Annotated in this window: 27 protein-coding genes; 16 read left to right on the top strand and 11 right to left on the bottom strand. The window is 64.1% G+C overall.

What is annotated here, in order from left to right:
* The first annotated feature begins 7 nt into the window (after positions 1-7).
* The 13 genes from nuoI (at position 8) to BLU17_RS16315 (ending at position 11,747) form a co-directional block, all read left to right on the top strand.
* Positions 8-496, top strand: a complete 489-nt coding sequence (gene nuoI, locus BLU17_RS16375) for an NADH-quinone oxidoreductase subunit NuoI (protein ID WP_091998276.1) — start codon at positions 8-10, stop codon at positions 494-496.
* Positions 497-671: 175 nt separating this feature from the next.
* Positions 672-1,367, top strand: coding sequence for an NADH-quinone oxidoreductase subunit J (locus BLU17_RS16370; RefSeq protein ID WP_091998274.1), 696 nt, complete (start codon positions 672-674; stop codon positions 1,365-1,367).
* A 20-nt stretch (positions 1,368-1,387) separates the two neighbouring features.
* Positions 1,388-1,693 carry an NADH-quinone oxidoreductase subunit NuoK gene (gene nuoK / locus BLU17_RS16365; RefSeq protein ID WP_006052894.1) on the top strand — a complete coding sequence of 102 codons (306 nt, stop codon included), beginning with the start codon at positions 1,388-1,390 and terminating at the stop codon, positions 1,691-1,693.
* Between the two features lie 11 nt (positions 1,694-1,704).
* Entirely contained in the window at positions 1,705-3,741 is a 2,037-nt protein-coding gene (gene nuoL, locus BLU17_RS16360) for an NADH-quinone oxidoreductase subunit L (RefSeq protein WP_091998273.1), read from the top strand.
* A 13-nt stretch (positions 3,742-3,754) separates the two neighbouring features.
* Positions 3,755-5,254 carry an NADH-quinone oxidoreductase subunit M gene (locus tag BLU17_RS16355; protein ID WP_091998270.1) on the top strand — a complete coding sequence of 500 codons (1,500 nt, stop codon included), beginning with the start codon at positions 3,755-3,757 and terminating at the stop codon, positions 5,252-5,254.
* 24 nt (positions 5,255-5,278) lie between these two features.
* Positions 5,279-6,751: an NADH-quinone oxidoreductase subunit NuoN gene (gene nuoN, locus BLU17_RS16350; protein ID WP_091998268.1), complete on the top strand. Its 1,473-nt coding sequence runs from the start codon at positions 5,279-5,281 to the stop codon at positions 6,749-6,751.
* Positions 6,751-7,053 (top strand): DUF2818 family protein, encoded by a 303-nt coding sequence (locus BLU17_RS16345; RefSeq protein ID WP_091998266.1) that lies wholly within the window; start codon positions 6,751-6,753, stop codon positions 7,051-7,053. Before nuoN ends, BLU17_RS16345 begins: the two co-directional genes overlap by 1 nt.
* An 89-nt stretch (positions 7,054-7,142) precedes the next feature.
* A complete protein-coding gene (locus BLU17_RS16340) occupies positions 7,143-7,733 on the top strand; it encodes an NUDIX domain-containing protein (protein WP_091998507.1) in 591 nt (196 codons plus the stop codon).
* 203 nt (positions 7,734-7,936) lie between these two features.
* A complete protein-coding gene (locus tag BLU17_RS16335) occupies positions 7,937-8,371 on the top strand; it encodes a DUF1178 family protein (protein WP_091998264.1) in 435 nt (144 codons plus the stop codon).
* Between the two features lie 67 nt (positions 8,372-8,438).
* The gene (locus BLU17_RS16330) at positions 8,439-9,647 is read left to right on the top strand and encodes an acyl-CoA dehydrogenase family protein (protein ID WP_091998262.1); all 1,209 of its coding nucleotides are present in this window, start codon (positions 8,439-8,441) and stop codon (positions 9,645-9,647) included.
* 11 nt (positions 9,648-9,658) lie between these two features.
* A complete protein-coding gene (locus BLU17_RS16325) occupies positions 9,659-10,783 on the top strand; it encodes an acyl-CoA dehydrogenase family protein (protein ID WP_091998260.1) in 1,125 nt (374 codons plus the stop codon).
* 38 nt (positions 10,784-10,821) lie between these two features.
* Positions 10,822-11,280, top strand: a complete 459-nt coding sequence (locus BLU17_RS16320; RefSeq protein ID WP_091998258.1) for a MaoC family dehydratase — start codon at positions 10,822-10,824, stop codon at positions 11,278-11,280.
* Between the two features lie 14 nt (positions 11,281-11,294).
* Complete coding sequence (locus tag BLU17_RS16315) at positions 11,295-11,747, top strand: MaoC family dehydratase (RefSeq protein WP_091998503.1); 453 nt, start codon at positions 11,295-11,297, stop codon at positions 11,745-11,747.
* A gap of 95 nt (positions 11,748-11,842) precedes the next feature.
* Here BLU17_RS16315 and BLU17_RS16310 read toward each other — a convergent pair whose 3' ends face one another.
* The 5 genes from BLU17_RS16310 to BLU17_RS16290 all read right to left on the bottom strand — a co-directional run bounded on the left by BLU17_RS16310 (position 11,843) and on the right by BLU17_RS16290 (position 16,689).
* Complete coding sequence (locus tag BLU17_RS16310) at positions 11,843-12,544, bottom strand: glutathione binding-like protein (protein ID WP_091998256.1); 702 nt, start codon at positions 12,542-12,544, stop codon at positions 11,843-11,845.
* Between the two features lie 125 nt (positions 12,545-12,669).
* A complete protein-coding gene (locus BLU17_RS16305) occupies positions 12,670-13,929 on the bottom strand; it encodes an acyl-CoA dehydrogenase family protein (protein WP_091998254.1) in 1,260 nt (419 codons plus the stop codon).
* A 58-nt stretch (positions 13,930-13,987) separates the two neighbouring features.
* Positions 13,988-15,118, bottom strand: a complete 1,131-nt coding sequence (locus BLU17_RS16300) for a phosphotransferase (protein WP_091998253.1) — start codon at positions 15,116-15,118, stop codon at positions 13,988-13,990.
* Between the two features lie 42 nt (positions 15,119-15,160).
* Complete coding sequence (locus tag BLU17_RS16295; protein ID WP_091998251.1) at positions 15,161-15,880, bottom strand: histidine phosphatase family protein; 720 nt, start codon at positions 15,878-15,880, stop codon at positions 15,161-15,163.
* Positions 15,881-15,900: 20 nt separating this feature from the next.
* Positions 15,901-16,689 carry an oxepin-CoA hydrolase, alternative type gene (locus BLU17_RS16290; protein WP_091998249.1) on the bottom strand — a complete coding sequence of 263 codons (789 nt, stop codon included), beginning with the start codon at positions 16,687-16,689 and terminating at the stop codon, positions 15,901-15,903.
* Positions 16,690-17,066: 377 nt separating this feature from the next.
* Here BLU17_RS16290 and BLU17_RS16280 point away from each other — a divergent pair, with 377 nt between their 5' ends.
* Positions 17,067-17,708: a glutathione S-transferase family protein gene (locus tag BLU17_RS16280; protein ID WP_091998245.1), complete on the top strand. Its 642-nt coding sequence runs from the start codon at positions 17,067-17,069 to the stop codon at positions 17,706-17,708.
* 94 nt (positions 17,709-17,802) lie between these two features.
* Here BLU17_RS16280 and BLU17_RS16275 read toward each other — a convergent pair whose 3' ends face one another.
* Entirely contained in the window at positions 17,803-18,993 is a 1,191-nt protein-coding gene (locus BLU17_RS16275) for a pyridoxal phosphate-dependent aminotransferase (protein WP_091998243.1), read from the bottom strand.
* A 101-nt stretch (positions 18,994-19,094) separates the two neighbouring features.
* Positions 19,095-19,607, bottom strand: a complete 513-nt coding sequence (locus BLU17_RS16270; protein ID WP_091998241.1) for a putative toxin-antitoxin system toxin component, PIN family — start codon at positions 19,605-19,607, stop codon at positions 19,095-19,097.
* A gap of 65 nt (positions 19,608-19,672) precedes the next feature.
* On the opposite strand from BLU17_RS16270, the gene yaaA reads away from it, so the two are divergent.
* The gene (gene yaaA, locus BLU17_RS16265; RefSeq protein ID WP_091998239.1) at positions 19,673-20,449 is read left to right on the top strand and encodes a peroxide stress protein YaaA; all 777 of its coding nucleotides are present in this window, start codon (positions 19,673-19,675) and stop codon (positions 20,447-20,449) included.
* A 21-nt stretch (positions 20,450-20,470) separates the two neighbouring features.
* Positions 20,471-21,634, top strand: coding sequence for a M14 family metallopeptidase (locus BLU17_RS16260; protein WP_091998238.1), 1,164 nt, complete (start codon positions 20,471-20,473; stop codon positions 21,632-21,634).
* A gap of 85 nt (positions 21,635-21,719) precedes the next feature.
* On the opposite strand, the gene BLU17_RS16255 is transcribed toward BLU17_RS16260, so the two are convergent.
* The 4 genes from BLU17_RS16255 to BLU17_RS16240 all read right to left on the bottom strand — a co-directional run bounded on the left by BLU17_RS16255 (position 21,720) and on the right by BLU17_RS16240 (position 25,633).
* Positions 21,720-22,394, bottom strand: coding sequence for a BspC domain-containing protein (locus BLU17_RS16255; RefSeq protein WP_091998236.1), 675 nt, complete (start codon positions 22,392-22,394; stop codon positions 21,720-21,722).
* Between the two features lie 207 nt (positions 22,395-22,601).
* Positions 22,602-23,276, bottom strand: a complete 675-nt coding sequence (locus BLU17_RS16250) for an energy-coupling factor ABC transporter permease (protein WP_091998234.1) — start codon at positions 23,274-23,276, stop codon at positions 22,602-22,604.
* 10 nt (positions 23,277-23,286) lie between these two features.
* Positions 23,287-24,222 (bottom strand): helix-turn-helix transcriptional regulator, encoded by a 936-nt coding sequence (locus tag BLU17_RS16245; protein WP_091998232.1) that lies wholly within the window; start codon positions 24,220-24,222, stop codon positions 23,287-23,289.
* Positions 24,223-24,418: 196 nt separating this feature from the next.
* Positions 24,419-25,633: a DUF2863 family protein gene (locus BLU17_RS16240; RefSeq protein WP_091998231.1), complete on the bottom strand. Its 1,215-nt coding sequence runs from the start codon at positions 25,631-25,633 to the stop codon at positions 24,419-24,421.
* Between the last annotated feature and the right edge of the window lie 534 nt (positions 25,634-26,167).

Genomic DNA, 26,167 nt, shown 5'->3' with positions numbered 1-26,167 from the left:
CGAAACCATGAACGCTATCCAAAACTTCTTCAAGACGTTTTTCCTGGCCGAACTGCTCAAGGGCCTCGCGCTGACGGGTCGTTACACCTTCAAGCGCAAGTTCACCGTGCAGTTCCCGGAAGAAAAGACGCCGATTTCCCCGCGTTTTCGCGGCCTGCACGCGCTGCGACGCTATGAAAATGGCGAAGAGCGCTGCATTGCGTGCAAGCTGTGCGAGGCCGTGTGCCCCGCGCTTGCGATCACGATCGAATCGGAAGTGCGCGAGGACAACACGCGCCGCACGACGCGTTACGACATCGACCTGACCAAGTGCATCTTCTGCGGTTTCTGCGAAGAGAGCTGCCCGGTCGACTCGATCGTCGAAACGCACATTCTCGAGTATCACGGCGAGAAGCGCGGCGACCTGTATTTCACGAAGGATATGCTGCTGGCCGTCGGCGATCGCTATGAAGCGCAGATCGCGGCAAACAAGGCAGCAGATGCACCGTACCGTTGATCTTTCAGTTTGACGCTGCATCGGCCCGCGGTTCGGGCCGGCTGCGGGGAACGCGCGTGCCGAACGCCCGCGCTTTGCCGCAGCCTGACCGCCGCGGCGCGACGCTCCCTGGTCTGGCCGCCAGTCTGCGCCGCGCAATCCGCCTCACGAAGGCCTCAACGATGAACCAGTAATCATGGAATTCACGACCGTCCTGTTCTACATCTTCGCTCTGCTGCTCACGCTATCAGGGCTGAAGGTGATCACCTCGCGCAATCCTGTCTCGTCCGCGCTCTTCCTCGTGCTCGCGTTCTTCAACGCGGCCGCGATCTGGATGCTGCTGGAGGCCGAATTCCTCGCGATCCTGCTGGTTCTCGTCTACGTGGGCGCGGTGATGGTGCTGTTCCTGTTCGTGGTGATGATGCTGGACATCAACATCGACGTGCTAAGCCGCGATTTCAAGCGCTTCATCCCGGTTGCGACCATCGTGGGCGCGATCATCGTGGTCGAAACCGCGCTGATCCTGTGGCACGGCTACGGCGCGACGAGCACGCCGGTGCCTGACAATTCGCCGGCCGCCGCCGCTGCGGTGTCGAACGCGCACCTGATCGGCAAGATCATCTACACCGACTACATCTTCGCCTTCGAAGTCGCCGGCCTCGTGCTGCTGGTGGCGATCGTCGCGGCCATTGCGCTGACCGTGCGCGAGCCGAAGGACGCGAAGCGCCAGAACGTTTCCAGGCAGGTCGGCGTGCGCCGCCAGGACCGCGTGCGTCTCGTGAAGATGCAAGCCGTGAAGGAAGTTCCGGAAGTGGCCGAAACCGACAAGGCCGCCGCGGAAGCGACCGGCGTGGCCGCGCCGGTCCCGTCCGGTTCCGGCACCAAGAGCTAAGCGCCAAGGAGCGAATGACTATGTTGACACTGGCCCATTACCTCGTCCTCGGCGCGATCCTTTTTGCGATCTCGATCGTCGGCATTTTTCTCAATCGGCGCAACGTCATCATCATCCTGATGGCGATCGAGCTGATGCTGTTGGCGGTGAACACGAACTTCGTCGCGTTCTCGCATTACCTCGGTGACGTTCACGGACAGATTTTCGTGTTCTTCGTGCTAACTGTTGCGGCAGCGGAAGCCGCGATTGGTCTGGCTATTCTTGTGACTCTGTTCCGCAGCCTCGACACGATCAACGTCGAGGACCTCGATCAGCTCAAAGGCTAAGGCAGGCTGCTATGGCAACAACACTCAACGAAACCTTATTGCTGGCGATTCCGCTGGCGCCTCTCGCCGGTTCTCTCATTGCCGGTCTGTTCGGCAAGTCGGTCGGGCGCGCGGGCGCGCATACGGTGACCATTCTCGGCGTCGCGATTGCGTTCGTGCTCTCGTGCATCACGTTCTTCGACGTGCTGAACGGCGCGAGCTTCAACGCGACCGTCTACGAATGGATGTCGGTTGGCGGCCTGAAGTTCGAAGTCGGCTTCCTCATCGACTCGTTGACAGCGCTCATGATGGTCGTCGTGACCTTCGTGTCGCTGATGGTTCACGTCTACACGGTCGGCTACATGGCGGAGGAGGAGGGCTACCAGCGCTTCTTCTCGTACATCGCGCTCTTCACGTTCTCGATGCTGATGCTCGTGATGAGCAACAACTTCCTGCAGCTGTTCTTCGGCTGGGAAGCGGTGGGCCTCGTCTCGTATCTGCTGATCGGCTTCTACTTCAAGCGTGAGAGCGCCATCTGCGCGAACATGAAGGCGTTCATCGTGAACCGCATCGGCGACTTCGGCTTCCTGCTCGGCATCGGCCTGCTGCTCGCGTACGGCGGCTCGCTGAACTACAACGACGTGTTCTCGAAGAGCCACGAACTGGCCGCGCTGACGTTCCCCGGCACCTCGTGGAACCTGCTGACGGTCGCGTGTATCTGCCTCTTCATCGGCGCGATGGGCAAGTCGGCGCAGTTCCCGCTGCACGTCTGGCTGCCCGATTCGATGGAAGGCCCGACGCCGATCTCCGCGCTGATCCACGCGGCCACCATGGTGACGGCCGGCATCTTCATGGTCGCGCGCATGTCGCCGCTGTTCGAGCTTTCGGAAGCCGCGCTGTCGTTCATCGTCGTGATCGGCGCCATCACCGCGCTGTTCATGGGCTTCCTCGGCGTGGTCCAGAACGACATCAAGCGCGTGGTCGCGTACTCCACGCTTTCGCAGCTCGGTTACATGACGGTCGCGCTCGGCGTGTCCGCTTACCCCGTCGCGATCTTCCACCTGATGACGCACGCGTTCTTCAAGGCGTTGCTGTTCCTCGGCGCGGGTTCGATCATCATCGGCATGCACCACGACCAGGACATGCGCAACATGGGCGGCCTGCGCAAGTACATGCCCATCACGTGGATCACCTCGCTCGTCGGCTCGCTCGCGCTGATCGGCACGCCGTTCTTCTCGGGCTTCTATTCGAAGGATTCGATCATCGACGCCGTGAAGCTCTCGCACCTGCCGGGTTCGGGCTTCGCTTACTTCGCGGTGGTGGCCAGCGTGTTCGTCACGGCGCTGTACTCGTTCCGCATGTACTTCCTCGTGTTCCACGGTGAAGAACGCTTCCGCGGTCCGAAGCACCCCGACTCGCCGATGGGCGCCGAAGAGGCCGCGCATCATGACGAAGCGCATCACCACGCGCACGTGCCGCACGAGTCGCCGTGGGTGATCTGGGTGCCGCTCGTGCTGCTCGCGATTCCTTCGGTGATCGCCGGTGCGATTGCGATCCAGCCGCTGCTTTTCGGCGACTACTTCTCGCACGGCGTGGCGTTCCAGAACGTTATCTTCATCGGGCAAAACCATCCGGCGCTTGCCGAGATGGGCGAAGAATTCCAGGGTTGGGCCGCGATGGGCGCGCATGCGTTCTCGGGTCTGCCGGTGTGGCTCGCGCTCGCGGGTGTGGTGGTGGCGTGGTTCTTCTACATGAAGCGCCCGGAACTGCCGGCCGTCGTGTCGCGCACGTTCTCGCCGGTCTACAAGCTGCTGGTTAACGCGTATTACCTCGACAAGATCAACGAAATCGTCTTCGCTCGCGGAGCGGTCGCCATCGGTCGCGGTCTGTGGAAGGAGGGCGATGTCGTCGTGATCGACGGCGTCGTAAACGGGAGCGCCAAGTTTATCGGCTGGTTTGCATCTGTCATTCGGTTCCTGCAATCCGGCTATATCTACCACTACGCATTTGCCATGATCATTGGCATGCTTGGCCTCCTTACCCTGTTTGTAACGCTCAGCGGCAAATAAGGCGAGGAAACGCATGCACGCAACTCCGATTCTCAGTATTGCGATCTGGATGCCGATCGTATTCGGCATCATCGTTCTTGTAGTGGGTTCCCGTCGGAACCCGAGCGCGGACCGCTGGCTCGCGCTCATCGGTTCGGTGCTTAGTTTCCTCGTCACCCTTCCGCTCGTTGCGGGCTTCGATACGACCACGGCTTCCCTGCAGTTCGAGGAGAAGTCGGTCTGGATCGAACGGTTCAATATTGCGTATCACCTGGGCGTCGACGGCATCGCGATGTGGTTCGTGGTGCTCACGGCGCTCATTACCGTGATCGTCGTGATCGCGGGCTGGCAGGTCATCACGAAGAACGTCGCACAGTATTACGCGGCGTTCCTCATCCTGTCGGGTCTCATGATCGGCGTTTTCTGCGCCGCCGACGGTCTGCTGTTCTACGTGTTCTTCGAAGCCACGCTCATTCCGATGTACATCATCATCGGCGTGTGGGGCGGCCCGAATCGCGTGTATGCAGCGTTCAAGTTCTTTCTCTACACGCTGGCCGGCTCGCTGCTCATGCTGGTCGCGTTGCTGTACCTCTACCGCGTGACGGGTACCTTCGACCTCGCCGCCTGGCAGGCCGCGAAGATTGCCATGACACCGCAAATTTTGCTGTTCATCGCGTTCTTCTTCGCATTCGCCGTCAAGGTGCCGATGTGGCCGGTGCACACGTGGTTGCCGGACGCGCACGTCGAGGCGCCCACGGGCGGCTCGGTGGTGCTGGCCGCCATCATGCTCAAGCTCGGCGCGTACGGTTTCCTGCGTTTCTCGCTGCCGGTCGCGCCGGACGCGAGCCACTACCTGGCGCCGGTCATCATCACGCTGTCGTTGATCGCCGTGATCTACATCGGCCTCGTGGCGATGGTGCAGGCGGACATGAAGAAGCTGGTCGCGTATTCGTCGATTGCTCACATGGGCTTCGTCACGCTCGGCTTCTTTATGTTCGGCCCGTCGAGCCAGCTCGCGATGGAAGGCGGGATCGTCCAGATGATCTCGCACGGCTTCGTCTCGGGCGCCATGTTCCTGTGCATCGGCGTGCTGTATGACCGCATGCACACGCGCGACATCGCCGACTACGGCGGCGTGGTCAACACCATGCCGAAGTTCGCGGCGCTGGTCATGCTGTTCGCGATGGCCAACTGCGGCTTGCCGGGCACCTCGGGATTCGTCGGCGAATTCATGGTGATTCTGGCCGCAGTGCAGTACAACTTCTGGATCGCTTTCGGGGCGGCGTTCACGCTGATCCTGGGCGCGGCCTATACGTTGTGGATGTACAAGCGGGTGTACTTCGGCGCGATCGCCAACGATCATGTTCGCGAGCTGAAGGACATCAACTGTCGCGAATACTTCATTCTTGCGGTGCTCGCGCTGTTTACGCTTTTCATGGGCATCTACCCGAAGCCCTTTACCGATGTGATGCACGTTTCCGTGGAAAACCTCCTCTCCCACGTCGCAGTGTCGAAACTGCCGCTGTCACAGTAATACCGAGCGGAGGAACAAAAGATCATGCCAAACGCCCCTTTGAACGCTCTGCTGCCCGACGCCCTGGTGATGACCGGCCTCGTCGTCGCGTGGCTCAACGACACGTTCTCCGGTCCTTCGGGCCGGCGCACGACCTATTTCATCGCGCTGCTGACCACGGTCGTAGCCGGTATCTGGTTTGCGGCGAACGCGTTCGATCCGCACGTGTACTACTACTTCACGCGGATGTACGTGATCGACCCATTCGCGAGCGCGATGAAATCGGTGGTCACGCTTGGCTACGCGGTGTCGATCGTGTATTCGCGCAAGTATCTCGAAGACCGCGACATGTTCCGGGGCGAGTTCTTCCTGCTCGGCATGTTCTCGCTGCTCGGCCAGATCACGATGATCTCGGGCAACAACTTCCTTACGCTATACCTCGGCCTCGAGCTGATGTCGCTCTCGCTCTACGCGGTCATCGCGCTGCGACGTGACGCGACGCAGTCGAACGAAGCAGCCATGAAGTACTACGTGCTGGGCGCGCTCGCGTCGGGTTTCCTGCTGTATGGCATTTCGATGCTGTACGGCGCGACCGGCTCGCTCGAGCTGAACGAAGTGTTCAAGGCCGTAGCCTCGGGCCACATCAACGACATCGTCCTGCTGTTCGGCGTGGTGTTCATCGTGGCGGGCGTGGCGTTCAAGATGGGCGCGGTACCGTTCCACATGTGGGTGCCCGACGTCTATCAAGGCGCGCCCACGGCGATGACGCTGCTCACCGGCGGTGGCCCGAAGGTCGCGGCATTCGCGTGGGCCGTGCGCTTCCTCGTGATGGGTCTGCTGCCGCTGGCTGTCGACTGGCAGGAAATGCTCATCATCCTCGCCGCACTCTCGATGATCGTCGGCAACATCACGGGTATCGTGCAGCGCAACGTCAAGCGTATGCTCGCGTACTCGGCCATTTCGAACATGGGCTTCGTGCTGCTCGGCCTGCTGGCCGGCATCGTCGACAACAAGGCGACGGGCGCAGCCAGCGCGTACAGCTCGGCCATGTTCTACAGCATCGTCTACCTGATCACGACGCTCGGGTCGTTCGGCATCGTCATGCTGCTCGCCCGTCGCGACTTCGAAGCCGAAACGCTCGACGACTTCAAGGGTCTGAACCAGCGCAGCCCTGTGTTCGCGTTCGTCATGATGCTCATGATGTTCTCGCTCGCCGGCATTCCGCCGACGGTCGGCTTCTACGCGAAGCTTGCGGTGCTCGAAGCGACGATGAACGCGGGCCTTACGTGGCTTGCCGTGCTTGCTGTAATCACGTCGCTGTTCGGCGCGTTCTACTACCTGCGTATTGTCAAGCTCATGTACTTCGACGCGCCGCAGGACACGTCGCCGATCGAAAGCCACGCGTGCAATCGCGCGCTGCTCACGCTCAACGGCGCCGCGGTGCTCGTGCTCGGCATCATCCCGGGTCCGCTGATGTCGCTCTGCCTGCAGGCCGTTTCGCACACGCTGCCGCTCTAATGTCGGCAGCAGGCTGGTTTATCGTGCTGTTGGCGCTCGCGGGCGCCAACCTGCCGTTTCTTAACCAGCGGTTGTTCGGCATCGTGCCGCTTCGCGCATCGAAGAAAAGTGCGTGGATTCGCATCGCTGAAATGATCGTGCTGTATTTTGTGGTCGGCGCGTTCGGCTTCCTGCTGGAGGCGCGCGCCGGTAACCGCTTTGAACAGGGCTGGCAGTTCTACGCGATCACCTTCAGTCTTTTTGTCGTATTCGCGTTTCCCGGCTTCGCCTGGCAATATCTCGTCAAACGCCGCCTGGCGTGATGCGCGCGGCCGGCGCGCAATTCGACCGATTCCATTTCAAGCGTCGCGCGCGACCTCCCGATCCCCTTTTGAGCACCACGAGGCTGAATATGGCTGAACATCATCAACACGACCCGGCGCTCGCCGAGACGTGCGTGGAAAGCACAACACTCTACGTGGGCAACTTTCTGACCCTCAAGCGCGACACGGTGGCCCTGCCGGATGGCCACCACGCCACGCGTGAGTTCGTCCAGCATCCTGGCGCCGTGATGGTGATTCCGCTCTTCGACGACGGGCGCGTGCTGATGGAGCGCCAGTACCGCTATCCGCTTGCGCGCGTGATGACGGAATTCCCGGCCGGCAAGCTCGATCCGCAGGAGGGCGCGCTGGCCTGCGCAATCCGCGAACTGAAGGAGGAGACGGGCTATACGGCGCGCGAATACGTCTATTTGACGCAAATACATCCGGTGATCTCGTATTCGACCGAGTTCATCGACATCTATCTCGCGCGCGGCCTGACGGCGGGCAAGGCGCAACTCGATGATGGCGAGTTTCTCGAGACCTTCACGGCAACGGTTCCCGAACTGCTCGAATGGGTGCGCACCGGCAAGATCACTGACGTGAAGACGATCATCGGCACGTTCTGGCTCGAAAAGGCGCTTTCGGGCGCATGGCCGATGGCGAAGCCGGAGCAGGGCTGAGACGCGCGAAGCACGTCGTTGTCCCGATAGAACGGCGGCCGCGTGGCCGCCGTTGTCATTTTTGGGCGCGCGCGCGCGCGTATCCCGGCGGCGCTACAATCGAACCCCCGGGAAAGTCCCGGGTGGCTGGCCACAAGATTTTTTCGAACGGTCGTTCTTAAATTTACGATTTGCGCTAAACTCATCGCAAGCCTCGATTCCCCATGAAGGTCCTCGATTTACAGTGTCCAGACGGCCATCGGTTTGAAGGCTGGTTCGCATCGGTTGACGATTACGAGTCGCAACTGTCCCGCAAACTGGTCGAATGTCCGATGTGCGGCGCGACCCACGTGAGCCGCTTGCCGTCCGCGCCCCGGCTGAACCTGTCCGGCGCGAGCGAGACGCCTCGAGCGTCGCCTCGCGACCCGGCAGAGCACTGGCAGGCGCATGCGATGCGCGTGATTCGCGAGGTCCTCGATAAGACGGAGAACGTGGGCGACCGTTTCGCCGAGGAGGCGCGGCGCATTCACTACAAGGAAGCGCCGTCGCGCAACATTCGTGGAGTCGCATCCGCGGAAGATGCGCAAGCTCTCGTCGAAGAAGGCATCGATGTGATGCCGCTGCCGGTTCCGGCCGCGCTGAAGGGCCCGCTGCAATAACGCCGTGCGGGTCTTCGTCGCGGCGCGGGGTTCGTTCCGCACCGGCAGCGGCCAGGAGACACTGCGCATGGATCTGGACTACACCCCCGCCGACGGCGCATTTCGCGCCGAAATCCGCGCCTGGCTCGAGGCCAATCTGCCTCAGGCGACGCGCGACAAGGTTCTCAACCACAAGCGCCTCACTCGCGACGACATCGCAAGCTGGCACAAGCTGCTTGGCCAGCGCGGCTGGTCCGCGCCCGCGTGGCCCGTCGAATGGGGCGGCCCCGGCTGGACCGAAACGCAGCGCCACATCTGGGACGCCGAGTGCGGACGCATCGGCGCGCCGATGGTCTTGCCGTTCGGCGTTTCGATGGTCGCGCCCGTGCTCATGAAGTATGGCAGCGAGGCCCAGAAGCGCCGCTATCTGCCGCGCATCCTCTCCGGCGAAGACTGGTGGTGCCAGGGTTACTCGGAGCCCGGCTCGGGTTCGGATCTCGCATCGCTGCGTACGCGCGCGGGCCTCGTCAAAAGTGGCGAGGGCGACCACTACGTCGTGAATGGCCAGAAGACGTGGACCACGCTCGGTCAGCACGCCGACATGATGTTTTGCCTCGTGCGCACCGATCCCGCCGCGAAGAAGCAGGAGGGCATCTCTTTCCTGCTGATCGACATGAAGACGCCGGGCATTACCGTGCGTCCGATCATCACGCTCGACGAAGATCATGAGGTCAACGAAGTCTTCTTCGAAGACGTGAAGGTGCCGGTCGAGAATCTCGTCGGCGAGGAGAACCGCGGCTGGACCTACGCGAAGTATCTGCTGGGCCACGAGCGTACCGGTATTGCGCGCGTGGGCGCGTCGAACCGCGAACTCGCGTTCCTCAAGAGCGTTGCGCTCAAGCAGAAGAAGCACGGCAAGCCGCTGCTCGAAGATCCGGTGTTCGCCGCGCGCGTAGCGGCCGTGGAAATCGAGCTCATGGCGCTCGAAGTCACCGCCGAGCGGGTGATCGCGAGTGCGTCCAACGGACGCGGACCGGGCCCCGAGGCGTCGATGCTCAAGATCAAGGGCACCGAGATCCAGCAGGCGCTGACCGAGTTGATGCTCGATGCGATCGGCCCGCTCGCAGCGCCGTTCGATCCGGCTTTCCTCGACGGCGAGCGCGAACACGCGGCCGGTGGCGACGACGACGCGGCTCCGCTCGCGGCGTACTACTTCAACTATCGCAAGACGTCGATTTACGGCGGGTCGAACGAAATCCAGAAGAACATCATCGCGCAGATGATTCTGGGGATTTGAGGAGCGGCGCAATGAACTTCAATTTCACCGAAGAGCAACAGCAACTCGCTGGCGCGTTGCGTCGCTATCTCGACAAGAACTACGGCTTCGAAGCGCGCCAGGCGATCGTGAAGACGGGCGCGGGCGTTTCGAGCGAACACTGGCGTGCATTCGTCGAACTCGGCCTCACTGCGCTGCCGGTGCCGGCCGAACAGGGCGGCTTCGACGGCTCGCCGTTCGACATGCTCGTGGTCATGCAGGAGCTGGGTCGCGCGCTCGTGGTCGAGCCGTACTGGGCAACCGCGGTGGGCGTCGAGGCGCTCAAGCTCGCGGGCGCCTCCACGGCAGAAAACGCCGCGCTGCTCCGGCGCGTCGCCGCGGGCGAGATCAAGCTTGCCGCCGCGTTCCACGAGCCGCAGGCGCGCTACGACCTGTTCTCGCTCGACACGCAGGCGAAGGAAACCGGCGACGGCTTCGCGCTCAGCGGCACGAAGTCGGTCGTGCAGCACGGGGCGCAGGCCGACTACTGGATCGTGCCGGCGCGGCTTGCGGGCGAGGTGGCGCTTTTCGTCGTCGCGCGCGACGCGAAAGGTGTCGAGGTAAGCGACTACCGCACGATCGACGGCCAGCGCGCCGCCACGCTCACGTTCAAGGACGCGCACGCGCGCCGTCCTGGCGACGGGCACACCGGCGCGGCGACGTGGGAAAAGATTGCGGACTACGCGACCTTCCTGCTGTGCGCCGAAGCCCTGGGCGCGATGGACGCGCTCAACCACGCGACCGTCGAGTACACGAAGACGCGCCAGCAGTTCGGCGTGCCGATCGCGCGTTTCCAGGCCCTGCAGCATCGCATGGCCGAAATGCTGATCCACGCGGAGCAAGCCCGCTCGCTGACGTACCTCGCCGCCGCGCGTTACAGTAGCGAGTCGCCCGAGGCGCGACGCCGCGCCATTTCGGCGGCCAAGGTGCGCGTGGGACAGGCGGCGCGCTTCGTCGGGCAACAGGCCGTACAACTGCACGGCGGCATGGGCGTCACCAACGAGGTCGCGGCCGCGCATCTGTTCAAGCGCCTCGCGATCATCGAAACGACGCTCGGCGACGTCGATCATCATCTTGAACGCTTCGCCTCGCTGCCCGGCTTCGCGAAGGCGGCATAAGGCACAGCGGCGGCAAGCAACATAAGCGGAGAGCAGGGATGGGTCTGAGTTACGAAGATCTCGAAGTCGGAAAGCGCTATGTGGTCGGTTCGTACACCTTCCAGCGCGACGAGGTGGTGCATTTCGCGGAGCAGTTCGATCCGCAGCCGTTCCACTTGAGCGAGGCGGCCGGCGAGGCGTCGATGTTCGGCGGCCTCGTCGCAAGCGGCTGGCACACCTGCTCGGTCATGATGGGTATGCTCGTGCGCAACTTCCTGAAGGATTCGACGTCGATGGGCTCGCCGGGCGTCGACGAGATTCGCTGGCTCAAGCCTACGCGCGTGGGCGACACGCTCACGATGACGAACGCGATCCTGAGCAAGCGCGTCTCTCAAAGCAAGCCTGATCGCGGCATCGTCGAAACGCAGTGGGAAGGACACAATCAGCACGGCGAACTGATCGTGACGGTGCGTTCGAAGGCGCTGTTCGGTCTTCGCCATCCCGGGAGCGCGTCGTGAGCGAAAGCGACGTCATGCAGATCGCCGACGCCGCCGCGTTGCGCGCGCTCGTCGGCGCGCCGCCGCTCGTGAGCGGCTGGCGCGAGGTGGGCGAGGCGGACGTGCGCGGTTTCGCCGACGCCACGGGCGACCACCAGTGGATCCACGTCGACGCCGAACGCGCGCGTCGCGAGTCGCCGTTCGGCGGCCCGATCGCGCACGGTTTTCTCACGCTTTCGCTGATTCCCGCGCTGCTCGGCGCGACGCTGCAGATGCGTCAGCGCATGGGCGTGAACTACGGACTGAACCGCGTGCGCTTCACGCAACCGGTGCCGGTGGGCGCAAAGGTGCGCGCGCGCATCGCGGTGAAGGAGGTGAGCGATGTCGAGGGCGGCGGCGTGCAGGTCGTCTGGGACGTGGGCGTCGAGCGCGAAGGCAGCGAGCGGCCCGCGTGCGTGGCCGAGTTCATCACGCGCCACTACTTCTAAGATCGCGCGCGCAACGAAAAGGGGGCGCGCCGCTGCAAGGCGGCCGCCCCTTTACCGATGCTTCTTTATCGATGCTCCGAAGCGGCTGCCGCCGTTCAGTGTCTGGCGTACTGAGTCGCGCCGAACAGCATTTCCTTCGCCTTCTCGTCCATCAGCGGCTTGCGCGCGTTCGCCAGCACTTCGACGCCGCGCTTGACCGCCGGCCGTGCGGCGATCGCTTCGTGCCAGCGCTTCACGTTAGGCAGGGCGTCGAGATCGACGCCCTGGTTCTGCCAGGAGCGCGTCCAGGGGAAGGCCGCGATATCCGCGATGGTGTACTCGTCTCCGGCCAGATATTCGGTCTTTCCGAGCTGCGTTTCCATCACGTTGTAGAGGCGTTTCGCCTCGTTCGTGTAGCGATTGATGGCGTAGTCGATCTTCTCGGGCGCGTAGATGCGGAAGTGATGCGCCTGGCCGAGCATCGGACCGAGGCCGCCCATCTGGAACATCACCCACTGCAGCACGTCGTAGCGCGCGGCGAGGTCTTCGGGCATGAAGCGGCCCGTTTTCGCGGCGAGATAGATGAGGATCGCGCCCGACTCGAACAGCGAGAACGGCTTGCCGTCAGCGCGGGGCGGCCCGTCCGAATCGACGATGGCGGGAATCTTGTTGTTCGGGCTGATGGCGAGGAATTCGGGCTTGAACTGATCGCCCGCGCCGATATCGACCGGATGCACCCGATATTCGAGTCCGGTTTCCTCGAGCATGATATGGACTTTGTGACCGTTCGGCGTGGCCCAGCTATAGACGTCGATCATCGTGGCTCCTTGGCACCATTGACGAGGCGTCGCGAAGCCTGCCGCGACGCCGGATCTGGCGCAAATTAGCATAGATCGGCGTCGCTCGCAGAGGGCGCGCGAGCGCCCCTGACGGGTTTGTGGACTTACGAGCGCGTGACCGGCATTTCCACGCGCGAGGCCGCGCCCGCGTCCATGTAGCGCGCGAGTTCGAGCTTGGCGATGGCGTTGCGGTGCACTTCGTCGGGGCCGTCCGCAAAGCGCAGCGTGCGTGCCGAGGCGTACGAATAAGCGAGCGGAAAGTCGCCGCTCACGCCCGCCGCGCCGTGCACCTGCATCGCCCAGTCGATTACCTGGCAGGCCATGTTCGGCGCCACCACCTTGATCATGGCGATCTCGCCGCGCGCGCCCTTGTTGCCGACGGTGTCCATCATGTAGGCGGTCTTGAGCGTGAGCAGGCGAGCCTGCTCGATCATGCAGCGCGCTTCGGCAATGCGCTCCTGGGTGACCGTCTGCGACGCGACCGGCTTGCCGAACGCGACGCGCGAGAGGGCGCGCTTCGCCATGAATTCGAGCGCGCGCTCGGCGAGGCCGATGAGGCGCATGCAATGGTGGATGCGCCCTGGCCCGAGACGCCCTTGCGCGATCTCGAAGCCGCGGCCCACGCCTAGCAGGATGTTCGAAGCGGGCACGCGCACGTTTTCGAGCGTGATCTCCATGTGGCCGTGCGGCGCGTCGTCGTAGCCGAACACGGTGAGCGGGCGGCGCACGGTGATGCCGGCGGCGTCGGCGGGCACGAGGATCATCGACTGCTGGGTATGGCGCGGCGCGTCGGGATCGGTCTTGCCCATCACGATGTAGATCGCGCAGCGCGGGTCGCCCGCGCCCGACGACCACCACTTCGTGCCGTTGATCACGTACTCGTCGCCGTCGCGTTCGATGCGCGTCTGGATGTTGGTCGCGTCCGAAGAGGCCACTTCGGGCTCGGTCATCAGGAACGCCGAGCGGATTTCCCCTTGCAGCAGCGGTTCGAGCCACTGTTGTTTATGCGCTTCGCTGCCATAGCGCTCGATCGTCTCCATGTTGCCGGTGTCGGGCGCGCTGCAGTTGAAGACTTCGGGTGCCCAGTGCACGCGGCCCATGATTTCGCACAGCGGTGCGTATTCCAGATTCGTGAGGCCGGCGCCGCGGCCGGAGTCGGGCAGGAACAGGTTCCACAGCCCCGCTTCGCGCGCCTTTTGCTTCAAATTTTCGACGATTTCCGTGGGCACCCAGGCGTTGCCGTTCGCACGGTTGCGCTCGACTTCTTCGTGGAAGACAGCCTCGTTCGGATAGATGTGTTCGTCGAAGAACGCGAGCAGCTTCTCGCGCAGCGCCTGCACTTTCGGGGAGTAATCGAAGTTCATCGGTGACCTCGCAATGCGATGCAATGACTATGAAAAAGACATCTTTCTCGAGTGAGTCTCAGCGAACCTTCTGCGCGTAGCGCCAGGCGAGTTCGGCCATCGGCCGCGCGCGGCGGCCCGCGTCGAGCGCCTGCGCGCTAGCGGCTGTGCCGTCCGCCACGCGCTTCATGATGCCCTGCAGGATCGCCGCGATCCGGAACATGTTGTATGCAAGATAGAAGTTCCAGTCGCCGCGAATTTCGAGGCCCGTGCGCTCGCAATAGCGTTCGACGTAATGCGCTTCGTCGGGAATGCCGAGCGCTTGCCAGTCGAGCCCGGCGATGCCGCGAAACTGCGCGGGATCGACGTGCCACGCCATGCAGTGGTATGAAAAGTCGGCGAGCGGATCGCCGAGCGTGGAGAGCTCCCAGTCGAGCACAGCCAGCACGCGCGGCTCGCTCGGGTGGAAGATCAGATTGTCGAGCCGGTAGTCGCCGTGCACGACCGATACGCGAGAGCCTGCGTCGTCCGGCATGTGCTGCGGCAGCCATTCGATGAGGTGATGCATCGCGTCGATCCGCTCCGTTTCCGACGCCAGATACTGGCGGCTCCAGCGATCGATCTGGCGTGCGAAATAATTGCCGGGCTTGCCGTAGTCGGCGAGGCCCACGGCATCGGGCTCCACGTTGTGGAGCGCGGCGATCACGCGGTTCATCTCGTCGTAGATCGCGCCGCGCGCCTCGCGCGTCATGCCGGGCAGCGACTGGTCCCAGAGCACGCGGCCCTCGACGAACTCCATCACGTAGAAAGCGCGGCCGATCACCGCTTCGTCGTCGCAGAGCGCGAGCATTTTCGCGACCGGCACGTCGGTTGCGGCGAGCGCATCCATCACGCGATACTCGCGCTCGATCGCATGCGCCGATGGCAGGAGCTTCGCCTTCGGGCCCGGCTTTGCGCGCATGACGTATGTGCGGCCGGGCGTGACGAGCTTGAACGTCGGGTTCGACTGGCCGCCCGCGAACTGCTCGATGGTCAGCGGACCTTCGAAGCCGGCCACGTGAGCGGTCAGCCAGGCGGCCAGCGCGGCGGCGTCAAAGCGCTGGCGCTCGGCGACCGGGCGCGTGCCTTCGAACGCCGAGTAATCGGTGCCGGCTTGTGCGTTTGCCTGTGCGCTCTGTTGGGTGTCTCCATCCGGGGTGGCTTGCGCCATGTTTGTCTCCCTTCTCCTGTTTCTCCAGTGGGCCGCGGCGCGCTAGCCGCGCGGTCGATAGCGCAGGTATTGCGCGTAAAGCATTTCCATCGTCGTGTTGCGCACGTCGCGATGAAGCGGCGTGGGCGGCGCGTAGTTGAGCGTGCGCACGACCCAGTCTCGCGGCGCGTTGCCGACGTCGAGCGCGTTGACGCACCCCGTGGCCTGCGCGAGATGACCAAAGAACGCACGGCCCCCCGCCGTGATCGCATGCGACAGAATCGCGCGGTTCACGCCGCCGTGCAGCACGAGCAGCGCGGTGTCCCACGACCGATCGTCGCGTAGCGCGTCGAGCGCGGGCAGCACGCGGTCGAGCAGCTCGCCGATCGTCTCGCCGCCCAGAAAACGCGTGTCTTCGGGGACGATGCCGTCGAACACCCGGAGGAAGGCGTCTTCGACTTCGGCGGGCGCAATCGCGGCGAGGCGTCCGCCGCGAATCTCTTCCCACGCGGGTTGCACTTCGATCCCTATCGACTGGCCGGTGGCTGCGAGCACGCGCTGCGCGGTCTCGACCGTGCGGCGCAGGCCGCTCGCGATCACGCGATCGAAGCGCACGTCCTGCAACGCGAACGCGTCGCCCGCGGCCGTTGCCTGGGCGCGGCCGTGCTCGTTGAGCGGCACGGTGTCCGGGTCGATCGCGCGACCCGTCTCGTCGAAGTAAGTGACGTCGCCGTGCCGCATCAGGTAGAGGCGGCGGCGTGCGGGCAACTGGTATTCGCTCATGGATGTGCCGATCGAGCCGGTTACCTGTAGACGGGGGCGCGCTTCTCGAGGAATGCAGTAATGCCTTCGAGCCCGTCGCGGTGATGCAGCGACGCGACGAAGCTGTCGCGCTCGGCGGCGAGTTGGGCTTCGAGCGGCTGTGCGTCCGCGACGTTCGTCAGGCCCTTGATGCGCGCTACCGAGTTGGGCGAGATCTTCGCGAGCTCGTCGGCCCAGGCGAGGGCGGTGTCGAGCGCCGATTGCGGTTTCGCGAGGCGGTTCACGACGCCCAGCCCCGCCAGGCGAGGCGCGCCGACCGGCTTGCCTTCCACCATCAGCTCGAACGCGAGCGCGCGCGGCAGCGAGCGCGCGAGAAACCACGAGCCGCCGCCATCGGGCGTGAGGCCCACGCGCGAATAGGCCATGACGAACTTCGCGTCGTCGGCGGCGACGATCAGGTCGGCGGCGAGCGCGAGCGAGAAGCCCGCGCCGGCAGCCGCACCCTCCACGGCCGCGATGATCGGCTTGCTCGACTGTCGCATCGCGGTCACCCACGCGGCCAGCATGTCGACGCTGGCGGCTTGCACCGAAGGGTCCTTCGCGCGGTTTTCGAGCAGACGGTTCAGATTGCCGCCCGCGCAGAAAAAGTTGTCCGCGCCGGTGAGGACGATCGCGCGCAGCGACGAGTCGCGCTCGGCGGCGTCGAAGGCCTCGATGGCCGCGGCGTACATGTCGGGATGCAGCGCGTTGCGGGCGCCGGGGTTCGACAGCGTGAGGACGAGGGTCGATTCGTGGCTTTGCGGGCGGGTGCTGCGGAGTTCGGCGCTCATCGCGGTGCCTCGTTCGATGCGTTGATGTCGGTGGACGCCGGTGCTTCCGGCTGCGTCAGCGAAAGGCCGAGCTGCGTGCGGCGCACAAGCCACGGCGACGGGCGACAGCGCGGACCGCCTGGCACGCCGTGGATGCCGCGCCGCATCGGGCTGGTGTCGTGGCGGTGCATCGCGAACTCCGCTGGGGCAGCGATCCGGGCAATATTGCAATCCATCGCTGCATGGCCGACGGCGGCGGTTGTCTCGATATTGAAATGATGTGAAGTCATTGGAAGCCTGGCTCCAGGATTGGCCTAGAATAGCACGGTCGTACAATTTTATGAAAACGGTTTGGCGGCTTCGACAAGGGAACCGCCCCTATCAAGGAGACAACGAGGATGATCAAGCTGCATGGTTTCGCGCTCTCGAACTACTACAACAAGGTCAAGCTCGTGCTGCTCGAGCACGGCATCGAGTTCGAGGAGGTGCCGACGAAACTGCCGCTCGAAGCGACGCGGCTCGCGCAGTCGCCGGGCGGCAAGGTGCCTTATATCGAAACGGAGCAGGGTTTTCTGTGCGAGTCGGAAGTGATCGTCGAGTATCTGGCGGCCCGCTTTGCAGACAAACACATTTTCGCGGCGGACCCGTGGCAGGCGGCGAAGGAGCGCGAACTCGTCGTCTTTATCGAAACGCATCTGGAGTTGAACGCGCGGGAACTTTACGGCGAGGCGTTCTTCGGCGGGAAGACGGGCGACGAGATCAAGGCGGCGGTGGAAAAGCGCCTGCGCCGCTACGTGGCGAGCTTCAGGCAGCTCGCGAAGTTCGCGCCTTATGTGGCGGGCGAGCAGTTCGGCGTGGCCGATGCGGCCGCGTTCGTGAGCCTGCCGCTCGTGGCCCGCGCGACGCAGGCGGTCTACGGCGGCGATTTCCTTGCCGACGCGGGTATCGACTGGAAATCGTATGTCAAGCTGATCGGCGAGCGTCCGGCGGCGCAGCGCGTCAACGCCGACCGCAAGGCGTACATCGAGGCGAATTCCTGAGCGCCGCGGCGCCGTTGCGCGCGCCGCTTCCCATGCCGTTGCGCGCGAGGATCGGGAACGCACCGCCGTTCGCGTATCCATCGCGCGCCCGAGGTCAGAGCCGCGCGAGCCGCTCGATGGCGGTCGCGAGCGTGCTCTCCTGCTTGGCGAAGCAAAAGCGCACCACGCCCGATTCGTGCGTCTCGTGATAGAACGCCGACACCGGAATGGCGGCCACGCCGATTTCGGCCGTGAGCCACTTCGAGAATTCGGCTTCGGGCAGATCGCTGATCGCCGAATAGTCGACGCACTGGAAGTAGGTGCCTTCGCACGGCAGCAGCTTGAAACGCGTATTCGCGAGACCCGCGCGGAAGAAGTCGCGCTTCTTCTGGTAGAACGCGGGCAGCTCCAGATAAGGCTTCGGGTCGCGCAGATATTGCGCGAGGCCGAACTGCATCGGCGTGTTCACGGCGAACACGTTGAACTGGTGCACCTTGCGAAACTCGGCCGTGAGCGGCGCGGGCGCGGCCACGTAGCCTACCTTCCAGCCCGTCACGTGGTAGGTCTTGCCGAAGCTCGACACGATGAAGCTGCGTGCGGCCAGTTCCGGATAGCGCGCCACGCTCTCGTGCGGCTGGCCGTCGTAGACCATGTGCTCGTACACCTCGTCCGACAGGATCAGCACGTTGGTGCCGCGCACGATTGCCTCGAGCTTGCGCATGTCCTCGGCGCACCAGACCGTGCCTGTGGGATTGTGCGGCGTGTTGATGAGGATGAGGCGCGTTTTCGGCGTGATGGCCGCGGCGAGGCGGTCAAACGGAATCGCGTAGTCGGGCGCTTCGAGCGTCACGAACACGGGCTTGCCGCCCGCCAGTTCGATCGACGGCAGATAGCTGTCGTAGGTCGGCTCGACCACGATCACTTCGTCGCCCGCGTGCACGGTCGCGAGGATCGCCGTGAGCAGCGCCTGGGTCGCGCCGGCCGTTACCGTGATCTCGCTGCCGGCGTCGTAGCGGCGGCCGTAGACGTGCTCGATCTTGTCCGCGATGGCCTCGCGCAGCGCGGCCACGCCCGCCATCGGCGAGTACTGGTTGTGGCCCTCGCGCATGGCTTGCGCGACGGCGTCGACAATGCGCGCGTCGCAGTCGAAGTCGGGAAAGCCCTGGCCCAGGTTCACCGCGCCCTTTTCGGCGGCGAGCGCGCTCATCACGGTGAAGATCGTCGTGCCGACGTTCGGCAGACGCGACGGAAAAGAGGGCGTGAGCAGGGGGGGCTGCGTCGTTTGCGTGGGGTGCGGTGCGTTCATGTCGCGGGCAGGGGTGGCGTTGGAACGGGAAAGACCGATTGTAGGCAAATCGGCGCGGCTGCGGTGGACAGCGCGAGTGCACGCCCTTCAGTGCTGCGTCATCAGGCTTGCGCCGACGCGGCCGCGCCCTGAACGCATTCGGCGACGAAGGTGTCGGGCGTCGCGATGCGAAAGCCGAAGTCGCGCGCTACGCGCCGTGCGAGCTTGAGCACCGCGCGGTCCTTCGAGACGAGCCATTGCGCGCCGCTCGCGTATGCGAGTTCGAGGAATTTCTGGTCGTCGCGGTCGCGGCATCGCGGCAACGGGCGCGCATCGGCGGGAAGCGCGGGCGGGTCGATCAGCGTGACGAAACCGGCTAGCGCCGCCAGGGCGTCCGCCTTCGCGACGCCACGTCCGGCGAACTGCGGATAGTCGAGCACGTGGGCCAGTTCGGCCTGGCAGCGCGCGTCGATGAGCGCCTCGATCGCGCCGTGTTCGAGCGCCGAGCGAATGGGACGCGTGTGCCGATCGTCGAACACGAGAATATCGAGCCAGACGTTCGAATCGAGAACCACGGGAAGGGGGCGCGCGGCGGCGGAGAGGGGGAGGGCGGTTGGGGGCGTGAGGCCGGTCATTCGTGAATTCGCTACAATCGGGCTTTCGCCTTTGAACATCGGCACGCGCGTGCCTGCAAGCCTCTATGATAATCGTTCTGTCGCCGGCCAAATCGCTCGACTATGACACGCCGGCGCACATCGAGACCCACACCATTCCCGATTTCGTCGACGACGCAGCCGAGCTGATCGAAGGTCTGCGCCGCCTCTCGCCTCAGCAGATCGGCTCGCTCATGAGCATCTCCGACCCGCTCGCACGCCTGAACTTCCAGCGGTATGCCGACTGGTCGAAGCAGTTCAGCCAGGCCAACGCGAAGCAGGCCGTGCTCGCGTTCAACGGCGACGTCTACGAAGGCCTCGACGCGAAGTCGCTCTCGTCGGCGGATCTCGACTATGCGCAACAGCACGTGCGCGTGCTCTCGGGGCTCTATGGCCTGCTGCGTCCGCTCGATCTGCTGCAGCCGTATCGCCTGGAAATGGGCACGCGCTTCGAGAACGCGCGCGGCAAGGATCTCTACGCATTCTGGGGCGAGCGCATCACGCATGCGCTCAACGCACAGCTCGAGCGCAAGGGCGCGCGCGTGCTGGTGAACTGCGCGTCGAACGAGTACTTCAAGGCCGTCAAGCCGAAGAAGCTCGCGGCGCCCGTCATCACGCCCGTGTTCGAGGACTGGAAGGGCGGCCGCTACAAGATCATCAGCTTCCACGCGAAGCGGGCGCGCGGCTTGATGGCGCGTTATGCCGTCGAGAACCGCATTGCCGAGCCCGAGGCGCTCAGAGCGTTCGACGTGGAAGGCTACGCGTTCGATGCGTCCGCATCGAACGATTCGACTTATGTATTTCGCCGGCGCACAGCCGAATAAGTGAGCGAGAAGGAAACCACCATGACGATTGCCATCACCAGCCAGTTCGATGCCGGCGCGATCGAGGTTTTGTCGTGCGACAGCGCCGACGACATCCGCTTGCGCGTGCGCGCGGACAACCAGTCGGAATTCGCGCAGTGGTTCTACTTCCGCCTGTCGGGCGCGCGCGGCGAGCGTTGCGTGATGACGTTCGAGAACGCATCTGCCTGCGCGTTTCCCGACGGCTGGCGCGACTACCAGGCGGTGGCGAGCTACGACCGCGTGAACTGGTTCCGCGTGCCGACCTCGTACGACGGCAAACAGCTCGTGATCGATCACACGCCCGACTTCGACAGCATTTACTACGCGTATTTCGAGCCGTATAGCGAGGAGCGCCACTCGGAGTTTCTCGGCGCGCTGCAGCAGTTGCCGCACGCGACGCTCACGGAGCTGGGCCAGAGCGTGGAGGGCCGGCCGATCACGTTGCTTTCGCTCGGCATGCCGGGCGAAACCGTTCCCGAGGGCAAGCCGAAAAAGACCGTGTGGATCATCGCGCGCCAGCACCCTGGCGAGAGCATGGCCGAATGGTTTGTGGAGGGTCTCGTCAAGCGCCTCGCGGGATGGGGAGACTGGGCGGGCGATCCGGTCGCGCGCAAGCTCTACGACCGCGCCGTGTTCCATATCGTGCCCAACATGAACCCGGATGGCAGCGTGCACGGCAATCTGCGCACCAACGCCGTGGGTGCGAACCTGAACCGCGAATGGATGGAGCCGGACGCGCAGCGCAGTCCCGAAGTGCTGGTCGTGCGCGATGCGATCGAGCAGACAGGAGTCGATCTCTTCTTCGACATCCACGGCGACGAAACGCTGCCTTATGTGTTCGTGGCGGGCTCGGAGATGCTGCCGGGCTTTACCGATCAGCAACGCGCCGGGCAGAAGGCGTTCATCGACGCGTTCAAGGTGGCGAGCCCCGACTTCCAGGACCAGCACGGCTACGAAGCGAGCCGCTATCGCGAGGACGCGCTCAAGCTCGCATCGAAGTACATCGGCCATCGCCATGGCTGCCTGTCGCTCACGCTCGAGATGCCATTCAAGGACAACGCCAACCTGCCCGACGAACGGGTGGGCTGGAGCGGCGAGCGCAGCGCCGCACTGGGCGCCGCGATGCTGCAGGCCATTCTGCACCACGTCGAGACGGTTGCATGATGCGCGTTTGAATCCGCGCGTACTCGAAGAAAGGGGGAGGCGGCCTGGCCGCTTCCCCCTTTTTGCATCGAGGACGTCGACGAGATCAGTGAGCTGTCGTCTTCTTCTTCGATGTGGTCTTCTTCGCAGTGGATTTCGTCGTTGCGGACTTGCCGGCCGACTTCGTGCCGCTGCTCGACGGCTTGTGGCTTGACTTGCCCGGCGCCACTTTCTTCGAGCCCTTGCCGGTGGCCTTCTTCGTCGAATGCTTGCCTTTCACGTGCGCGCTGCCGTGAGACGCCGTGCCGCGCTCGCTACGCGCACGAGCCGGCGGGACTGGATCGTTCCAGCTAAACGCGAGCATTTGCTGGCCGACATAGCCGCAGCGAAACTTCAGATCGTAGGGCGCGGTGCCGCCTTCCTTGGGTATGCCGATGCCGTCGACGGTCACGATCGTATCGACCTTCACGCGTTGCTTGCCTTCGTCGAACGAGTCGTTCCATGGCGTCACGCTCGCGTGCGCGCTGTCGAACGAACTGGGTGGAAACTCGATGTGATCGAGTGCGGCGGAGGTGCTCGCAACGAAGTCGCCGTGCGCCGCGCAGTCCGCGACGAGCGGGTCGGCGTGCATCTGGGTGACGAACTGATTGACGAGATCGTTGTGCTGATCGAGCTGATCGGCCTGGACGGCCGGTGTGGCGATGAGCATGAGGCTCACGGCGCACGCAGCCAGGTGGCCGGCTACGCATCGCAGCCGGCGGGATGCATGGTTGCAGTCCATCTGCTTGCTAGGGAAGAGGGGTGGAACGTCAGGCACGGTAAGATGCTGCGTAGCCCGGATGAGTTCAATCCGGAAACAATTTATTTCGTCGATTCGAAGGGTGTGACCGGCGCAAACGCCGCTACGCGAGTGCTAGCGTCCGGGCGCGACGAGTCGCCGCGCCCGCCATTTCACACCACTTGCGGTGGGGCAACCGGCCAATGCCTGTCAGGTCCGCGGTCCGCCTAGGCGATATCGGCGCACGTCGTAGGTGGTGACCCACGCCGGACGATAGACGGCAATCAACGCGGTTGCCATGCCGGTGAACCAGGCTTCCCCCGAGGCGAGCAGGAATACGCTGAATGCATAACCGGCAGGCACAGTGAGCGCCGATCCGCCATTGAGCGCGACATGGGTACCGAGCGCCAGCCAGGCTGCTGCCGAAACGGCGATGGCGGGCGACACGAACCCTTGGCCGACGATGAACATGAAAAGATTGCGCGGCAGCCAGGCAGTGCAGGCGCGCTGCAGCAGCGCTGAAATTGCGACAGGGAAGGCGCCGAATATCAGGAAAGTAAGAGCGACGCCCTCCCAGGGGGCGTCGAAGATCAGCGCCGCGAGCCCGACGACGACGCCCATGGCGACGAGTGCGAGCCCCCAGTCGAACAGCGTGACCACGAGCGTGGCGCCGAGCAGGTGCAGCACGGTGCCGTCTTCGAGCCACGCGTTGCTCGCCCACAGCACGGAGATCGCGACGACGATCGCGAGCCACACGTGCTGGAGCGTCGCGTCCTGAAGACGCTTGAAGGGGTTCTTCCATAACGCAAGTGCGAGCAACCCCACGGTGACAACCCATGCACCGATAGCAACCCACAGTGGAAGCGGCGTAAATAGGAACCCCATGTGCTTAATATTACTCGTTGGAAGGCAAAACGTGTGCGCGAGCGGGCCCCGGCGCTTCTTCGTCGGGGCATTCGCTGGCTTCGTCAGCCCCGGCAGGCTGTATCAGCTCGCCTGGAACGGGGGTGCCGTACGGCGCGTGCGGCTCTGCGGCGATGGGAAGCGCCTCGGCATTGTCGCTTGACAGCAACGGATAGCGAAACGTCAGGGTCTCGCGTGCGCGCAACGGCACTGGACCATGCTCGCCATGCTTCGGCTGGGGTGACCGCTCGCACTGGGCGCGCAGTACCTGCAGCTGGTTCGCAAGCAAACCGTTGTAGATGGCGACGGCCGCTGCGCGATTGGGCGCGCCGAGCTGCTGAAAGATGCTTGTCAGATGGACTTTCACAGTGCCCTCGCTGATCCCGAGCGCGCGCGCGATCATCTTGTTCGTATTGCCCATATGGACGCACCGCAGGATCTGCTCCTGACGCGGTGAAAGGTGAACCTTCGGGCGCAGCTTGCGAGCCTGCGCCGCCTCCTTGGCGTTGCGCCGGGGCGGCAGCGGCCACGGGGCGAAGGGTCCGAGCACGTCGGCCGGCAGATGATCGCCGCCAAGCAGGATGAGCTCCAGAAATTTTACGATCAGGATGGAGTCCGTCGTGCGCCGGATGATGCCGCGCGCACCTTCGTCGATGAGCGCCCGCACAGTGACCGGCGTTTCGACGCTGTCCACGAGCACGGCGACGGGCAGGCTGCGGTGCCGCATGACGAATTGACGCAGTTCGCCCGCGCATATGCGATCGTGCCAGTCGATGACGAGCAGGTTGGGCGTGAAGCGTTGCATGGCGCGCTCGGCGCCTCGCCAGTCCGGCGCATCGTTAAAGCGTGCGCGCCGGTCGATTTGTCTTAACAGCGCCTTGAGCCCTTCGCGCCTTTCGGCGTCCGGATTGAGTACAACGAACCGCATGGATTTGCCCTCCTCTCGTTGACGGTCTCTCGAAATGTTGTGCAACGCGTGCCGCTTTTGCGCGGCGGTGAACCAGACCAACAGCACCATGATGACAAAAAGGTTGCGCGCTGGCGGCCTGTCCAAAAGGCATAAGACATAGGGCAAAAAAAAGTCCCGCACACAGGCGGGACCGGGTAGGAATTTAGGCGTTGTCCTAGTGGAAGTGTGGCTGTACGGGCTCAGCATCTTCCGGCATCTCGGCGTGGACGATCTCGCCGAGAGGATCCGCATAGAGGGGGACGCCGCAGTCATCGCAATATTCCGGCTCGAAGCGGCCAGCGTGGCGACGGATGTCGGTGATGCCCGACTCCTTGAGCAGTGCGACGATTTCTTCGAGCGGACCGTTGCTGACGTTGTCCTCCGTCGGTTCTTCGTCGATATCGGCGTCACCGTTCTCGCGGCCGTAAAGCGGCCATACCACGCCGTAGAGGACATCGTTGCTGCCGCGCCTGGTGAAGCCGATGCGGTATTCGTCGATACGGCGCTCGCCGAAGCCTGCGACGACGGCGCGCAGGTCTTGCGCACCCGCGCCGATCGTGTCGAGCAGGTAGCGCACGGCGGTGCGGATCGTGTGCGGGCGAACGCGCTCGTCGGCGTCGCGGCACGCGGAGTAATAGGCGTCCGGCAACAGGCACTCGAATTCGCAGCCCGGCATGACGACGGCAAGGTTGGCGCCCCCCTGTGTCGCCCACTGCTCGAGGCACTGGCCGCGCTCGATGCGCGTGCCGTGCTCTTCTTCCTGCCAGCGGAAGAGCGGTGCGCCGACCGGCGCGGCAACGATGGCAAGCAGGAAACGCGGATCGGCGAGGATCGGCGAAGTTTCCGGCAGTTCGCCCGAACTGATCTTCGCCGGGCTGCCGCTCAGCGCAGCCTGTGAGAGCTGTTGCGCGAGGCGCCAGGTTTCGACGTGATGGCGTGGCAACTGGTCGATGCTATACAGATAAGGGGCCATCGCCACGCGCGTGCCGCTCGCGAGGACGTGAGCCTGGAGATGGGTGCGCAGGGCGTCGGACGCGTCGCCCTTCAGCGGACCTGACGGGATGACGTAGCGTGTCCAGGCCAGCACGGGGGCGGCGACGAGCAGCGCCTCATATTGCGCGCCTTCGTGTTCGACGATGAACGATTCGCTGTGCGTCTCGGCCATGTCGGCGAGCGCGCCGTAGGCGTCGGGGTGATTCTGCTGGAGATGATCGAGCGCGGCGTCGAGCGTGGTCTGATTGCCGTTGCGCACGACCTTCGCGAGCAGCGTGTCGAGCTTGGCCTCCCAGAAGCGGTCTTCGGTGCGGCTGCCCGAGGCGAACAGGGCGAGCGAGAGGCCGACAAGCTTGTCGGCGTCAGGAGGAAGGCGTTTGGCGATTCGCGAGCGCATAAATCTGTGAGTTGGGGTGCAGAGAACCCCATATTCTAGTCGGTTCCTTGCGCGCCATCGGATTGGGCAGCAGGAGCGCGCCGGATGGGCGGGGCAGGCGCGATACGCGATCGTTGTTGCGGCGTGGCGAGCGGACATCGGCCGGAGATTCTATGACGACTGCTATAGGAAAAAACCGCTTGCAAGATGTCATCCCTGTGACTAGAATTCCGGTCTTTCGCGCTTTCGATGACGGCGCGGGGGAGACGGGAAGCCCGGGCGAAAGCCTTGTGGCATCTGGGTCTGCGGGCGGTACGAAGTAGAGCGGCAGGTTGAGCGATGTAAAAAAACCTGTTGACAGATCGCCCGGCAGTCTTCATAATCTCGTTTCTCTGCTGCTGACGCAGCAACGCAGAAAACGCCGGGCAGTGAGTGGTTGTACGGCGGGTTTCGCGAATGCTCTTTAAAAATTTACAGCCGATAAGTGTGGGCGCTTGATGCGGCGGCGACCCGGCAGTCCTTCTGGGCGGCCGGGAGCAGCAAAAGTATCAAGAG

It is taken from the genome of Paraburkholderia lycopersici, assembly GCF_900096975.1.
In the GTDB taxonomy this organism is placed as follows: domain Bacteria; phylum Pseudomonadota; class Gammaproteobacteria; order Burkholderiales; family Burkholderiaceae; genus Paraburkholderia; species Paraburkholderia lycopersici.
Note: the sequence above shows the minus strand (reverse complement) of the source record. Positions and strands in the feature narration are given on the sequence as shown.